This is a genomic window from Neoroseomonas lacus, assembly GCF_014644535.1.
GTDB lineage: Bacteria > Pseudomonadota > Alphaproteobacteria > Acetobacterales > Acetobacteraceae > Neoroseomonas > Neoroseomonas lacus.
The window spans coordinates 1-14,099 of sequence record NZ_BMKW01000025.1 but is presented as its reverse complement, the minus strand read 5'-3'; the positions used below and the strand labels follow the sequence as shown (position 1 = coordinate 14,099).

Below are 14,099 nucleotides of genomic sequence, written 5' to 3'. Positions count from 1 at the left end.
GATGGATTGCGAAAGGCTGCGGCGCCGGCGGGCGGCGTGTCAGCCGCCCCAAACCTCGCGGTACACCCGCAGGAGATTCTGCCCGTAGATGCGGCGGATCGTCGGCTCATCGAAGCCGCGCGCCACTAATCCCCTGGTGAGGTTCAGCATGGTGCGTGGGGTCTCGATACCCGCGGGGTAATAGTAGGGTGGCGGCGGATAGGCGTCGGGCGTCCACTTCCCGGAGGCGATGGCAGCGTCGTACATCGCGCGGGCATCCTGTTCGGTCGCGACAGGATGCTGGTAGCGAAAGTAGTCGATGCCAAGGCAGACGTGCTCGGCTCCGGCCACGTTGATCAGATAGGCGATGTGGTCGATGTAGCGATCAAGTGTCGGCCGCGTCTCGTTCCCGAGGAACTGCGGAAAGCCGACGACGCCGATCACGCCGCCCTTGTCGGCGATCGCCCTGATCTGCACGTCGTCGATGTTCCGGGGGCAGTCGAACACCCCTTTGGGATTCGCATGCGAGATGATGACCGGCCGCTCGGATGCTGCGATGGCATCGAGCGTCGTCTGACGGCCGGTGTGCGAGCAGTCGATGATGACGCGCGCCTCATTGCAGCGAGCGATGAAGGCGTCGCCAAAGACGCTCAGGCCGCGGTCGTCGCGCTCGGTCGCTCCGGCGCCGACCCGGTTCTGGACATTGTAGCAGAGCTGCATCACGCCAACGCCCAGTTCCTTGTAGGCGTTGATCAGATTGAGGTCGTTTTCGACCGGGTCGGTGTTCTGGAAGTGCAGGATGAGACCGAGCTTGCCCTCGCGCTTCGCCGCCTCAATATCCGCCGCGCGACGGATGATCACGCAGGGTGAGTTGCGCGCAACGTAGGCGTGCCAGGCCCCGAGTTCCTTCACCGTCTGCCAGGCGTTCTCGTAGATCGCGACGGTCGGCGCCACTGCAGTGAAGCCGCCTTCGCGGTACCAGTCGACGTACCGCCGGTCAGCGAGCAGTGGGCAGACATCGTCGATGAGGATCGCGTCCCGGTGCAGCCGCGCGACGTCGTCGACTGAAACCATGTGCTCCAACCCCTTCTCGGCCGCTGTCCCTGGGACGATGCCATGCGACGCCCGACGAGCGCCGTCGGGACAGCTAAATTCAGAAAAGATTTTTCGTAAAGGAAATTCTACAATAGCCGCAGATCAATGGCATGGCGCTTTGCCGATGCCCGCCTGCGCGCGGGAGGGTGGCGCAGGCAGCGGAACGTCGCGACATCGGCGGGTCAAACGTCTCGGATGGCGCGCCAGCATTGGCCGGAGGTCGGGCAGCGGCCTCACCCGGCGCGCGCACACGCTCTCGCAGCTGCTGGAGGACGGCGTCTCGATCCGCGCGGCTGACATGCCCGGCGCGGGCGACCTGATGCTGCGGATCTATGCCGCTATGGCGCAGAAGGAGAGCGAGCTCATTAGCGAGCGGACCTGGTCGGCGCTGGCGGCAGACAAGGCCCGCGGGAAGGTGCTGGGCGGGGACAGGGGATTTCGGCCAGCATCGGGGCCCGACGCTGCCGCCGCGGCCGTGGCACGCCGGGAGGCGGCCAATCAGACGGCGCATCGATTGCATCTCGAGTTGGAGCGGTCACGGGCCGAAGGCGTCGTCGGTCTCGCTGAGCTCGCCCGCGCGCTGACCGATCGCGGCGTGCCGACACCGCGCGGCGGCATGGCCTGGACCCACACCACGGTTGCCCGCGTCCTGACGCGGGCAACGTCGGCTACCTGTGGACTTCCCGCTCGCTTACGTGATGTCGTCGGCCGGCACGCCGATGCGACCTAGTCCCGGTAGCTTCAGCGCCGGACGCCGGATGTCGATGCCAACAACGCCGCCGAGGATGTTGACCTCGACGCCTTCGATCCAACCCACCGTGACACCGGCGTAGCCGCCGAGCGAGAGTCGCACGCCGTTGCCGGATGCCGTCCTTCGAAGCCAACGACCGTCATAGGGATAATCCTTGCCGATGGCCGTCGGCGGAAGGGTCGCACGGGTCTCAGGCACGGCATCCAACAACGCTGCCACGAAGGTGTTGGAGTTCGGCCCAGGCCAGACGCGGTAGTCACCCCTGTTGCGCCACACATAAGATTCAATGGCCGCCAACAGCCGGGGGATCAGCGCTGCCGCTGCCTGTCCGTCACTGGCGAATACAACCTCCGGCGGCCGTCCGAACCACCGGCCGTCCGGCTCGAAGCCGTTGACGCGAATGGGCTCACCCCAAGCAGTGTAATCATACCGCGTGTACTCGGCGGCGCCTTCGGGCTTGAGAACGATCCACGTATGGACGGCGAAGATCCCGCGCCAGCTAACCGTCGGCGCGGCGAACACGCGCACTATCGCAGGGGAGCGCTCCGTCGCTGGCGCCAGGTGCCCGATGCTCGAGCGATCGGCACGCCACCAATCAGGCCCGATCCCGTTTGCCTGATGCAGGACGGCTGCGATTCCGATAGGCACCATGTAGACCGCCGCTAACAGCAACAGAACGCGTTTCAGAATACGCATCAGTGCCCCGCTCAGCCCTGTTCGATCACCGAGGCAGCAGCCCCTAAGCGGAATGCTGTCGCAGGTGGTCAATCATCAGTGCTGCCACGCGGTCGGGCATCTGATCCGCGGCGTAATGGCCTACGCCAGCCAACACCTCGAACCGGTAGGGAGCATCGACGAAGTCGGCTGTGCTCTCAGCTGCCATGCGGCCCACGGTATCGTCGGCATCACCCCAAATATAAAGTGTTGGTACGGTCACCGGGCCGATTTCGCGATAGACCTTTCCCCGTGCACGATACCAGGCCAGCGCGGCCTCCATGGCTGGCGGCGACCCAAGGACGGCCAGATGATTCGCGCTCGCCCCGGCTGGGACCCCATTCGCTGCGTGGCGGGTGCGGATCCACTCAGCGTCATTTTCGAGCAGCACGCTGGCGGCGCCCGGGTCCTGAAAGGCTTTGTGATGCTTGGACCGTTGCGGTTGCTCCGGATCCTCTGCGAGGGCCCTGGCGAAGGCCGCAGGATGCGGCCGCGACAGCATGGTGAGTGACGCGAGGCGATCCGGCCACCGCGCCGCGATGTCCCAAGCCAGGCTGCCGCCCCAGTCATGGCCGACGAGGTGAAAACGCCTATCGCCATGTCCCACGGCTGACGCCAGCGCCAGCGCATCACCGATCAGAAGCTCGATATCGTAGTTCGCGAACTGCGCAGGGTCGGGTCGTGCCCCGATGGAATAGCCGCGCTGGTTGGGTGCGACAGCCAGAAAGCCCGCGGCGCCCAGCGCAGGCACTTGTGCATCGTAGAGGTGCCGCGACACGGCAAACCCGTGCAGCATCAGGACCAAAGGCGAATCCGGTGCTCCTGCGACAGAAACATCAAACACGAGCCCAGGCTGCAACTCGATCCGGCGATCTTCGATCACGGCGCTTCCTTCCTATCGGCGGCATGCTTCCGCTGCGATCGCATTGCAGCAGATCGCTTCGGCGAAGGCGACCCGTCGCTCCCCCCGTTCACCACCGACCAACGGTCGTTGCACGGTGTTGAACAGATGCGATGCTGACCATTCCTTTGATGTGCTTCGGGACGTATTTCTCCGTCCATTCCTCCAAGGTCATCGGCGCGGGTCGCTGGATCACGAATTTCGGTGAGGCCGGTGCCGTCACCTCGACTTCCTGCTTCTACCGCCGACCGCCCCGTGCCTTCATCCAGAATATCGCCGCTGCGACGTTCTTGCCCTGCGTCGCCATGGTGAAACGGGACTGTGCAACCTTGGCGTTCGCCTCCGTCATGCCCCGGTCGAGCTCCTCCCGGAAGTGCTTGCGCAGCGTCTTGGTGTCGATGCCTAGGAACCCCGCGATGTCCTCCTGCGGAATGCCGAACCCCGCCATCGTCTTCACCGTGCGGCGCTGATCGGGGGTGGGTTCATACCGGCGCATGCGACGCCTCCGTGGGGCTCGCAGGCACGCCGGCGGCCGGCCCTGAGGCGAGTACCGCTGAAAAGCGCCCCGTCGCCCTCCCGCGCCGCCTCCTGGCCGGTGAAGGCCTCCCAGCGGGCTGCGGCCGCGTCCACGTAGGCCGGGGAGAGTTCGATGGCGTGGCAGGGCCGGCCCGTCAGCTCCGCGGCGATGAGGGTGGTGCCGGAACCCGAGAGCGGCTCGCAGATCGCCTGGCCTGGGGAGGAGTTGTTCTCGATGGGGCGACGCATGCACTCTGGGATGGGCTGTTTCCCGCCGAGCAGGCGCGGATCGTGCGGGCGCTGGTGGAGAGGGTGGTGGTGGGCCCTGCCGGCGCTGACATTCGTCTCCGCGTCGAGGGGCTGGCTGAGTTAGTCAGGGATCTCGGCGCCATCGCACCGGCGGCCTTGGAGGCCGCAGCATGAGTGGCGCGACCAGCGTCACAGTCGGCGTGCCGCTTAACATTCGGCGGCGGCCAGGGCGGAAGACGATGGTGACGCCAATCCGCGACGGCGGCGATGCTGCCATCGCGACGCACTTCGACCCTGCGGTGGTAAAGGCGCTGGCGCGATCCTTCCGATACCAGAAGCTTCTCAATGAAGGGCGCTATGCGTCGATCACCGAGATGGCGGCGGCGGAGAAGATCGAGCGTGGGTATCTCGGCAGCCTGCTGCGGCTGACACTGCTCGCTCCTACATTGGTGGAAGAACTGATACAGGCAAGGCCCATATCCGCTCCGAGCCCTTCCGAACTGCTTCAGCCATTTCCCGAAATCTGGGAACACGAGCAGGAGCTCTTGATGCCACGGTGACGTCGGCGCGCTTGTCCGCTCTGCGCCCATGGCAGTCAAGAACGTGGCATGGATGCCGACCGGAAAGCGGTCAGAGGGAGCAATCCTGTCCACCGTAGCCGGTGACGGCGTAAGCCATCTTGTCAGTTCGGCCAACAAGGATGCCGCAATGCCTTCGGCGGGGCGCCCCCTTTCCGCAACCATGCGCAGCCCCCAGTCCAGCTCTGTCGGCCGAGGCTCACATGGTCTAATCGCGATGTCGGCGCGCTACAAAGTCATCGGCATGTCCTGCAAGAACGGCCTGCAGCACCGGTCAGGGTGGGTTATGTGTCGTGGCTTGCAGCATTCTGCCCAAGGCCATCAGGGCGGGATCGTTGGCCCAATCGTAGACCGCATCGAAGAACGCGAAGAACGCCTTGGCCCGGGCCGCATCACCCGTCGTGATGCCAATCTCGCCCCTGTCGATCAGAACAGCGGGATCGGCCAGGTTGTTGAAGACCAGCGTCCAGGTCTCAGGCTTCATCGTCACGGTGACATCCGCTGCACGTCGTGCCTTCGTCACATCCGCGACGAAGTCAACGACGGAACGGCGCACATGCAGACTGAAGCTCCGCCCATCCTCGAAGGCGAGCGTCATCAGCATGTCCGCGTCCTTGGAGCGTTCGGCGCTGACGCGGACCCGGTAGTAGTTGACATAATCCGCGAGGTTCGTCTCGACCGCAGCGGGCTGGGCTGGAACCGACTTGATGATGGACACCTTGCCTTCCAACTCGCGCGCCTGGGACAGGAGCCAGGAGCGCGTGTTGGTCGACAGGGTGCGATAGGCCATCTGGCGCAGCGCTTCGGCCTTGATCTGCCGGTTGGCAGCGCTGTTATCGGTCTTCACCAGATAGTCGGCCAATTGGGCCGCCCAGAGGTAATCCCCGTCCTCGTGGGCTTGCCTTGCCTTCGTGCGGACGGCCTCCGCCCCGCCCATCGCGACGATCATGCGCTCCGCTTCCTCGGTCGGGTGGAGCTTGTGCAGATTGGCCGCATTGCGATCGAACTGGCCGAAGATGGCGTTGAAGATCCGCGGCGTCATGAGCGACACCTCGCCGTAGTTCTGCACGAGGATCGGCGAGTTCTTCAGTCGCTCGGGCATTTGCACGGAGTAGCAGAGCTCGTCGGGACCCTGACCCAGCAGAATGCCCTTCAGGGTCTGGTCTCGCACGAAGGCGAGGCCGTCCTGGTAGTCCTGCAGACGCTGCATGATCTGATCGGCACCAGCGAGCGAGCTGCTATGCGTGCTGAGCAGGATCTCCGGCTTCAGCTGTTTGATGATCTCGACCGATGCGATCCAGCCGCCGGGATCGCGGTAGCGACCACCGCGCGCGCTGTAGATATTCGGGTACATGCCCCAGATCACATTGTTCATAACGATCTTGCGATCGGGCATCCAGACCAGCGTCTGGTTCTCGGTGTCCGTGCCGACGCCGCCCGTGTAGAAAGCCAGCTTGATCCCGGCGATGGTCAGTTCCTGCTTGTCCTGGACCGGCGTGTTCACCGGCACGAAACCAGCCGCTTGCGGCACGATGGTATTCTTGAAACGGCTGTCCGGCCCCTCCTCGGGCAGGTAGAAATTGAACTGCTCGACCGATCGCGCATAGAGCACGGTCGAAACTTCCGCATGCGCCGCCGAAAGGCCACCGGTGCGGGCAACCGATTCGTTCGTCTTGGGATGGCCGATGATCTTGATGTCGGAGTTGCCGCGCTTGGCTTCCTCTTCCACGAAGTACTTCGCGCCATTCACATAGTGCTCGTGCGAGTAGATGATGGCGCGGATCGGCGCATTGGTCGCGCGGCGGAGCATGCCGTAGAACTTCTCGCCATCCTTCAGATTGTCGCCGGTGTCGTAGACGATCACCCCATCCTGACCGGCGACGGCGTGGCAATTGACGATGCTTTCGGTGCCGAAGGTCCAGACGCCCGGCGCCACATTCACCACGATATCGGCGTCATAGGAGGCCCGCTGCGGTGAATCCACCGGCAGGTTCCAATAGGCGGCGGTCTCCTCACTGACCGTCGCGCCCTTGGCTATGGTTACGAGACGCGTCCGCGCGGCGTTCATGTAGGGCGATGGAAATGTGTTGGCGATGGCGGCTCGCCCCTGCGCCGCGGCTGGGTTCGGGGCGGCGGCGCCTGCGGAGGTCGCTGCGACCGCGGCGCTGCCGGCGAGAACGTACCTGCGACCGATCACGTTGCTCGCGCGCTGAGGATCACAGCATTCATCGCGCTTGCCCGCCATTTTCTTGCCCTCTCCCCGATAGGCCTCGTCAACTGGCATTAAATGAACCAGCGTCTCTCAGATCGCTGGCCCATCCGACTATCGTACGGTGAGCGTATCGACGATCCGGCAGCATTCGCAACTCTGACAGCGCCTGGATGACACCCGCGTTGGGTCAGACCGGTCGATGGTCGCCGTCGGAGCGGAAGACGCGCACTTTTGGTCGAGATCCAGACGCGGCTCTCCCGACGCCACCCAAGCGCGACTGAACCGCCCCGGTTTTGCCGGAGGCTGTTTGGTTTGAGTTATGCGGCCAGCGGCTGATGGTCATGGGCGGCGTAGTAGAGTGCTTCGGCCTTGGCCGGCGGGATGTTGCCGATCGGCCGCAGCAGGCGCCGATGGTTGAACCAGCCGACCCATTCGAGGGTGGCGAATTGCGCGGCCTCGAGCGACCGCCAGCGTCCTCGCCGGTGAATGACCTCGGCCTTGTAGAGACCGTTGATGCTGTCGGCCACGGCGTTGTCATAGCTGTCGCCGACGCTGCCGACGGATGGTTCGATGCCGGCCTGAGCGAGGTGCTCGGTGTAGTGGATGGAGACGTATTGGCTGCCTCTGTCGCTGTGATGCACGAGGCCGCCGCGATGCAGCGGGCGCCGCTCGTGCAGGGCCTGTTCCAGCGCATCCAGCACGAAGGCGGTGTGCGCGGTCCGCGACACGCGCCATCCGACGATCCACCGCGCATAGGCGTCGATGATGAAGGCGACGTAGGCGAACCCCGACCAGGTCGCGACATAGGTGAAGTCGGAGACCCACAGTGCGTTCGGGCGCGCTGCCTTGAACTGCCGGTTGACGTGATCCAGCGGGCAAGGGGCGGTCTTGTCGCTGATCGTGGTCCTGACCGGCTTGCCGCGGATCACGCCCTGCAGGCCCATGCCGCGCATCAGACGCGCAACGGTGCAGCGCGCCAGGTCCTGCCCTTCGCGCTTCAACTGCCGCCAGACCTTGCGCACGCCGTAGACGCGGAAGTTCTCCTCGAACACGCGCGCGATCTCGGGCATCAGCGCGGCATCGCGCCTGGCCCGGGCCGACAACGGAGATGCCGGCACGGCTCAGGAGCCATCCTTATCCGGGCCTCCCTCAGCATCGCCTACGCGACTTTTCATGGACCAGGACTCAGATCCCAGGCACGCAAGGCCCCGCCGCGGCCAACGTAGTGATCCGTGCCAGAACGTCGGCGTGCAGCACCGGATCCTTGTCGATGGTGAAGTGGTTGGCCATGAGACCTCGGTCCACAGGCACGTTTTCGATCCGCCCAGTGAAGCCAGCTGACGGCTGCAACTGACGACCCCACAGTCCCGTGGTTTGGAAGTAATTCACAACCAGTCGTGGCCCAGGCAGCACGGCTCCCAGGAGGGTCGGGTCGAAGGTGACGAGCATGTCGACCTCGACTCCCCGAGTTCCGAGGTTGCCCGATAACCGGATGGCATCGTCGCCGCCGAGCGAATGGCCCACTACTACGAGTGGGCCGCATAGTTGCACTTGATGTGCTGCGGTGTGCAGCGCATCAGCGAGCTCGTTCCAGGCGATGTGGTTATGCACGGTCGCGTGCCAGCCGGCTTGATGCAGTTTCGCGCCGAGAGAATCCATTCCGGTAGAGAAAATATTCATTAGCCCCCGCAGGAGCACGACGCGGCCCTTCGATGAAGTGCTCCCACCCCGACCGGCGACCGTTGTGCACGCCGCTAGGGCCGCTGCATTGATTACCAACGTCCTCCGATGGAAGGTGCGCCCCAGCAGCAAAGTGCTAATCCAACATTCCCGAATGGCCCGCGACTCTGGTCTTTGGGAGGGCGAGCGTATCGACGATCCGGCGGTTCTTGCAACGGTGCCAGCGCCCATATTGCGCTCGCGTTGGGTCTGGCCGGTCGATGGTCGCCGTCGGAGCGACAAGCAGGCATCTCCGGTCGAGATCTGGGCGCGGTTCTCCTGCTGCCGTCGGCTAGCGCGACCTATGTGGCCAACGACGCTCAATCTTCGGGCCGGCGGCGGCAATGGCCACAGCGCCGCAATCGCCGTGAGGGTCTGCCCAAACTGACCAGCCCCGAGGGGGGCACGGTCTAGGCCCAGGACCCATTAATCGCCTTTAGGTACGCGGGGGGCTGATTCTTGGGGTAGCGAAGTTCCCGCATGACAATGCTGCCGCAAACACCTTCTGGCTCGGGCAATGAGGCCTGAACTCAGGCGTCACTCCGGTAGCCCGAGAACGGGCAGACGAAGATCGAAGGCAACCGCCGCCAAGCGCGTGGTGGCAACGACGACAAATCCCAGGATCATTGCGATCGGGCTTGGGACGCGAACCACCCTAAGCATCAAGTAGATCACGATTCCGGCAATCGCGGCAGTTGCATAGATTTCGGCGCGCAGGAGCAGTGGGATCTGGGCTGTGAGGACATCCCGGACAACCCCGCCCCCGGAACCGGTCAAGGTTCCCATGAGTATTACCACCAGGGGAGAACAGCCCTTGTCTTCAGCAACCTGTGCGCCAGTGACCGCAAACAGCGCGAGACCAAGCGCATCGGCGATCAATAGTGCCTGGCGCGGCACAGGCAGCAGTTGTGCGCAAGCGACGGTGACGAACGCGGCGCCGACGATGACGAACAAGGGCGAGGGGTCCTGGATCCAGAACACTGGATGGCGGCCAAGAAGAAGGTCTCGAATGGTGCCGCCGCCAATGGCCGTCACCGCCGCGAGGACAAGAATGCCTAGGAGATCCAGGTTGGCGGCCATGGCGGCCAGGGCACCGCTGGCCGCAAACACAGTCACGCCCACAAGGTCGAGCGCGTAGAGCACGTTGGTGGGCATTCCCAAGATGGACGGCAGAACCGGCCTCCGGAGTGCGAGCCTATCGGCGATTCGGCCATATTAGCAAAGGTGACGGCATTTGGAGGATGCCCATGGCGCGTCTATGCGATCGATGGTCGCGGGCGGAGCGGGGAGCGTGACGTCGGCTTGCCGCAGTGTCGTGATGTTGACCGTAGCCGTAGCGCCAAGCTGGACCGACTGGCTCGCGACGCTCACTTCCTGCTCGCTCGCGACGCTCACTTCCTGCTCGGGCTTCAAAAGGCCGACGTCGCTTTCATGGCGTGCGACATGCCGGACGCGAACCGCATGACCGCCCGCGTAGCCCGCGGCGGCGAAGGCGAGTTCTACGTAGTGCCAACGTCGCCGCTAGGCGCGCAGCAGCGGCGGGGCGCCGTCGCGATCCTGCACGCCGACAGGGTGGGCGTGCAGCACTAGCGCGCGGCCGTCGGTATCCACCATGGCGTGGCGTTTGCGACCCATTACCTTCTTGCCCGCATCGTAGCCGCGCGGTCCGCCGCTCTCCTTGGTCTTCGTGCTCTGGCCGTCGATCACCGCCGCCGTTGGGCTCGCCTCCCCATCGACACCATGCGGTTGGCTGCAGTTGACTGCTTCGAATTTTAAGGGGCCTGATCTCGGTGTTCGCGAAGCCCGTGTTGGTCTCGCCTCACCAGCCATTCGGCGCCCGCTCACCGCTCTACGATCCGCTCGGAGCGGTTGTCGGGTGATGTGCTGACCGACGTTCTCGAACGGCCTCGGACAGCGCCGAGAGGCCCCCCAAAATGGCAGAAGTGCCATTTTGGCAACACCTTGAATTATTCCTGGAGCGCGACCCTTGATTGCGACTGTGGGATCTTGCTTTGTCTGATTAGATCGGTCTGCGGAGAAATCAGAAACAGCGGAGGTGCGGCGATGAAACCCAGAATCCTTCTCCTGGCGGCCACGATCCTCTCAATGCCTGTCATAGCGCAGGCGCAGCCCGTCTCAGGCCTTTATGTGGCCGGCGGTGCGGGCTTGAACTGGCTCACGGATTCCGACGGTGGGAATCTGCAGAGCTTCATCGACAGTACGAACATCAACCCCACCAACCTCGGCCTAACACCTTCGGGCAGCTTCAACGTCTCCTACAGCCTCGGTTTCGCCGGCGTCCTTTCCGTGGGTTGGGGCTTTGGGAATGGATTTCGGGTCGAGCTTGAGGGCAATTACCGTCAGAACGAAGTCGACCAAGTCACCGTAACTGGCTTCGGCGGCAATTCAAGCGGCACAGCGCGCACCTACGGCATCATGGCGAACGCCTTCTACGATTTCGGCGCCGTCTTTGACTGGCCCGTCTATCCCTATCTCGGCCTCGGTATCGGCTACGCTTGGCAGAACTACGACAATGTGACCATTCGCGCCTTGGCGACGGCGGGCAACACGCTTCCCACAGCCCGCATCGATGGCACCGGCGGGGAATTTGCCTACCAGGCCATCGTCGGGCTGGGCTTCCCGATCCGTTCCGTGCCTGGCCTCGCGATCACCGCGGAGTATCGCTTCTTCGGCACGCTGTCACAGGACTTCGATGCGACCGCGACCAATGCGAACGGCGTAGTGCAGCGGAGCTCGGTCGAGGTGGACAACTTCAACCACTCCATCCTGCTCGGCGTTCGCTATGCCTTTGGCGTCGCCCCGCCGCCGGCCCCGCTACCGGCCGCGGCAGCACCCGCGCCGGCGCGTACCTTCCTGGTGTTCTTCGATTGGAACCGGGCCGACCTGACCGACCGCGCGCGGCAGATCATCAGCGAGGCGGCGCAGGCCCGCACGCGCCAAGCGGTCACCCGCATTGAGGTCAACGGCTACACCGACACCTCGGGTTCGGCGCAGTACAACCAGGGCCTGTCGGTCCGCCGCGCCAATGCGGTGGCGGCCGAATTGGTGCGGCTTGGTGTGCCCCGGCAGGAGATCGTCGCACAGGGCTTCGGCGAGACGAATCTGCTGGTTCCCACGCCGGACAACACCCGCGAGCCGCAGAACCGGCGCGTGGAGATCATCCTCCGCTGATCCTGCGCAACAGCACGCTTTAGCCAAGGAAAGGGGCGCCGAAGGGCGTCCCCTTCTTGTGCTGGATCCACGCTCGCCCTCCGATCGCGTTGGCAGATTCAGGCCCCCCCGGGGCAGTTCATACGCGGCGCCAACCACGATCGCTGGAGTTGCCGGTTGGGCGTGAAGCATGGAATGAGGTTCAGAGAGCGCGACGGCGATATGAGTGCTCTCGCCTGCGGTGTAGGCGGAGCCGCTGTCGGCGAGCCACTGCACCGGATGCGGGGCTTCAAGACGCGATTACCTCCCGCGTCCGCTTTCATGCGTTGCGAGCCTGAAAGCCGCCAATCCGCTAACGGCCAGATCCGGCCAGCCAACATTGCGCCCAAGGAGGACGATGCACGTAGTTGCCCGCCTTTCCGAAAGCGGACGTCGCGCGATGTGACTCTTCTGGTTGAAGTGGGCGGATTTCAGACCTCAGCGCGGGCCGCCCCGTCGCGCCGCAGCGGGAGGTCCGGACACAGGACCAACTTGCCCACGAGACCGCCCGCTTCGAGACGGCGGTGCGCCTCGGCGACCTCGTCGAAGGAGATCCGCTCGGCCACGCGCGGCCGGATGGCGCCGGTGGCTGACAGCTCGAAAAGCCGCTCCAGATCCTCCCGGAACCAGGCGGGATGGAGCGCGCGCATCAGGTTGATTGAGTAGAAGCGGGCGCGCTTGCCGCCCGGCAACCACCCCCATAGATACAGGCGCGCAATCCACATCAAGATGCCGGACATGCCGCGCTGTGCCTGCACGCCCGCCGAATAGCCGATGGCACAGAGCAGGCCGCCGTGCTTGAGGGCCGCGAAGGAGCGGCGATAGCCGTCCTCGCCGATGCCGTCGAAGACGATGTCGAACCCGCCCGGCAGGACCCGCGTGAAGTCTTCATGCTGGTAGTCGATCGGCGTGGCGCCCAGCTCGCGGATCAGCGCCATGTGCTCGCTGCGCGCGGCGCCCCACAACTCGAGCCCGGCCAGCCTGCCCAGCGCGAGCAGCGCTTGGCCGACGGCGCCAGCGGCTCCGTGCACGAGCACGCGCTGGCCTCGCTGCACCCGGGCGGCCCGGTGGAGGAGCTGATATGCGGTCATCCAGCTCAGGATCAGCGTGGCCGCTCTTGCCGCGTCGAGGCCCGCCGGCACGCGGGTCAGGCGAGCGGCCCGGAGCGTACGGTAGACGGCGTTCGATCCGAGGACCGTCATGTCGGCCACGCGGTCGCCGAGCTGAAAATCCTTCACGCCGTCGCCGAGCTGATCGATGCACCCGACGACGTCATAGCCCAGCACGAACGGCGGCTGGCGCCGCGCGGTTTGCGGGTATAGGTGGCGCCGGATCAGCACGTCGGTGTAGTTCAGGCTCGAGGCGAGCACGCGGACCCGCACTTCGCCCCGGCCTGCCGTCGGAAGGGGCGCGTCGGCCACTTCCAGCTCTTCGGGACCGCCGAAGCGCCTCAATCGAACAACGCGGTTGCGCGGTTCCATCATAGGCGTTGTCCTTGCAACCTTGCGATTAAGCGCACAGGCAGCACAAGGTCTCGAGACGGCGTTGCCGACCGCCGCCTTACCACCAGCCGGGCCAGGGCGGTATTCTGCCTCGCCTGCCCACAGCCCAACCTTGATGTTTCGCAAGGTCTGTGACGGAAGAGCGGGCGGCGGCGGTTCGCCGATTGCGCACACAACGGCGAATGCTGGCGCCAGCCGCGGTTCCTACCCCCTGGCACGTCCGCTCCGGGTCGAATCCTGCTGTGAAACAACGAGCCGCGAAGGTCTGCTTCTTCCCGGTCAGGCTCCGAAAGCTGCCTGTCTGCTCTCGGTCATATTTCAGACGTTCCGTGACGCCGTTTCCGGGCTACCCGCACCCCGAGCAGGTCATCAGCCCCCGCCTCTCCCGCCCCGCCTCGATCGCATAGCCGCAGCGCATGCAGTTCGCGCCGCCGTCGGAGGCGTTGAAAGGATCAGCGACGCGCCTGGTAGGCGCGCTGGCCGGCCGTTTGCGAGACCGCCCTAGGTCGTGGCCCGACACGACGACAGCCTCCTCAGAGCGCGCTGCGCCGTCCGTTGCGGCAACTGGCTCGGAGGGGAGTTGTTTGCGAGGCCGCCCTCGGCCCCGGCGCGGCGTAGCAGGCTCTTCAGCGTGCGCTGCGGCAGCCGGTCCCGCCACGGGCTGCCCAACCGG

General features: G+C 65.0%; 12 protein-coding genes and 2 pseudogenes. 3 read left to right on the top strand and 11 right to left on the bottom strand.

Annotation, left to right across the window (positions count from 1 at the left end):
- Positions 1-39: 39 nt before the first annotated feature.
- Positions 40-1,053, bottom strand: a complete 1,014-nt coding sequence (locus tag IEY36_RS28865) for a membrane dipeptidase (RefSeq protein WP_229681675.1) — start codon at positions 1,051-1,053, stop codon at positions 40-42.
- A gap of 145 nt (positions 1,054-1,198) precedes the next feature.
- Between IEY36_RS28865 and IEY36_RS28860 the strand changes: the two genes are divergently transcribed.
- Positions 1,199-1,804, top strand: coding sequence for a recombinase family protein (locus IEY36_RS28860; protein WP_188973529.1), 606 nt, complete (start codon positions 1,199-1,201; stop codon positions 1,802-1,804).
- Here IEY36_RS28860 and IEY36_RS28855 read toward each other — a convergent pair.
- The 4 genes from IEY36_RS28855 to IEY36_RS31480 all read right to left on the bottom strand — a co-directional run bounded on the left by IEY36_RS28855 (position 1,766) and on the right by IEY36_RS31480 (position 4,205).
- Complete coding sequence (locus IEY36_RS28855) at positions 1,766-2,521, bottom strand: DUF3750 domain-containing protein (RefSeq protein WP_188973526.1); 756 nt, start codon at positions 2,519-2,521, stop codon at positions 1,766-1,768. The genes IEY36_RS28860 and IEY36_RS28855 overlap by 39 nt on opposite strands.
- A 43-nt stretch (positions 2,522-2,564) precedes the next feature.
- Positions 2,565-3,422 carry an alpha/beta fold hydrolase gene (locus IEY36_RS28850; RefSeq protein ID WP_188973524.1) on the bottom strand — a complete coding sequence of 286 codons (858 nt, stop codon included), beginning with the start codon at positions 3,420-3,422 and terminating at the stop codon, positions 2,565-2,567.
- Positions 3,423-3,678: 256 nt separating this feature from the next.
- Positions 3,679-3,936 carry a hypothetical protein gene (locus tag IEY36_RS28845; RefSeq protein WP_188973522.1) on the bottom strand — a complete coding sequence of 86 codons (258 nt, stop codon included), beginning with the start codon at positions 3,934-3,936 and terminating at the stop codon, positions 3,679-3,681.
- Positions 3,894-4,205, bottom strand: a complete 312-nt coding sequence (locus IEY36_RS31480; protein WP_373290361.1) for a class I SAM-dependent methyltransferase — start codon at positions 4,203-4,205, stop codon at positions 3,894-3,896. Before IEY36_RS31480 ends, IEY36_RS28845 begins: the two co-directional genes overlap by 43 nt.
- 170 nt (positions 4,206-4,375) lie before the next feature.
- Between IEY36_RS31480 and IEY36_RS28840 the strand changes: the two genes are divergently transcribed.
- Positions 4,376-4,765 (top strand): hypothetical protein, encoded by a 390-nt coding sequence (locus IEY36_RS28840; RefSeq protein WP_188973520.1) that lies wholly within the window; start codon positions 4,376-4,378, stop codon positions 4,763-4,765.
- A gap of 292 nt (positions 4,766-5,057) precedes the next feature.
- Here the strand turns inward: IEY36_RS28840 and IEY36_RS28835 are convergent, their stop codons facing one another.
- The 5 genes and pseudogenes from IEY36_RS28835 to IEY36_RS28815 form a co-directional block, all read right to left on the bottom strand.
- On the bottom strand, positions 5,058-7,028 hold the full coding sequence (locus tag IEY36_RS28835; protein WP_188973518.1) for an alkyl sulfatase dimerization domain-containing protein: 1,971 nt from the start codon (positions 7,026-7,028) through the stop codon (positions 5,058-5,060).
- 284 nt (positions 7,029-7,312) lie between these two features.
- Positions 7,313-8,098: pseudogene (locus IEY36_RS28830) on the bottom strand (IS3 family transposase); the annotation flags it as partial.
- A gap of 82 nt (positions 8,099-8,180) precedes the next feature.
- Complete coding sequence (locus IEY36_RS28825; protein WP_188973516.1) at positions 8,181-8,675, bottom strand: hypothetical protein; 495 nt, start codon at positions 8,673-8,675, stop codon at positions 8,181-8,183.
- 576 nt (positions 8,676-9,251) lie between these two features.
- Positions 9,252-9,857, bottom strand: coding sequence for a trimeric intracellular cation channel family protein (locus tag IEY36_RS28820; RefSeq protein ID WP_229681671.1), 606 nt, complete (start codon positions 9,855-9,857; stop codon positions 9,252-9,254).
- Between the two features lie 381 nt (positions 9,858-10,238).
- Positions 10,239-10,442 (bottom strand): annotated as a pseudogene (locus IEY36_RS28815) (transposase); the annotation flags it as partial.
- Positions 10,443-10,676: 234 nt separating this feature from the next.
- On the opposite strand from IEY36_RS28815, the gene IEY36_RS28810 reads away from it, so the two are divergent.
- Positions 10,677-11,906, top strand: a complete 1,230-nt coding sequence (locus IEY36_RS28810; protein ID WP_373290360.1) for an OmpA family protein — start codon at positions 10,677-10,679, stop codon at positions 11,904-11,906.
- A gap of 449 nt (positions 11,907-12,355) precedes the next feature.
- Here IEY36_RS28810 and IEY36_RS28805 read toward each other — a convergent pair whose 3' ends face one another.
- Positions 12,356-13,408, bottom strand: coding sequence for a medium chain dehydrogenase/reductase family protein (locus tag IEY36_RS28805; protein WP_188973512.1), 1,053 nt, complete (start codon positions 13,406-13,408; stop codon positions 12,356-12,358).
- Between the last annotated feature and the right edge of the window lie 691 nt (positions 13,409-14,099).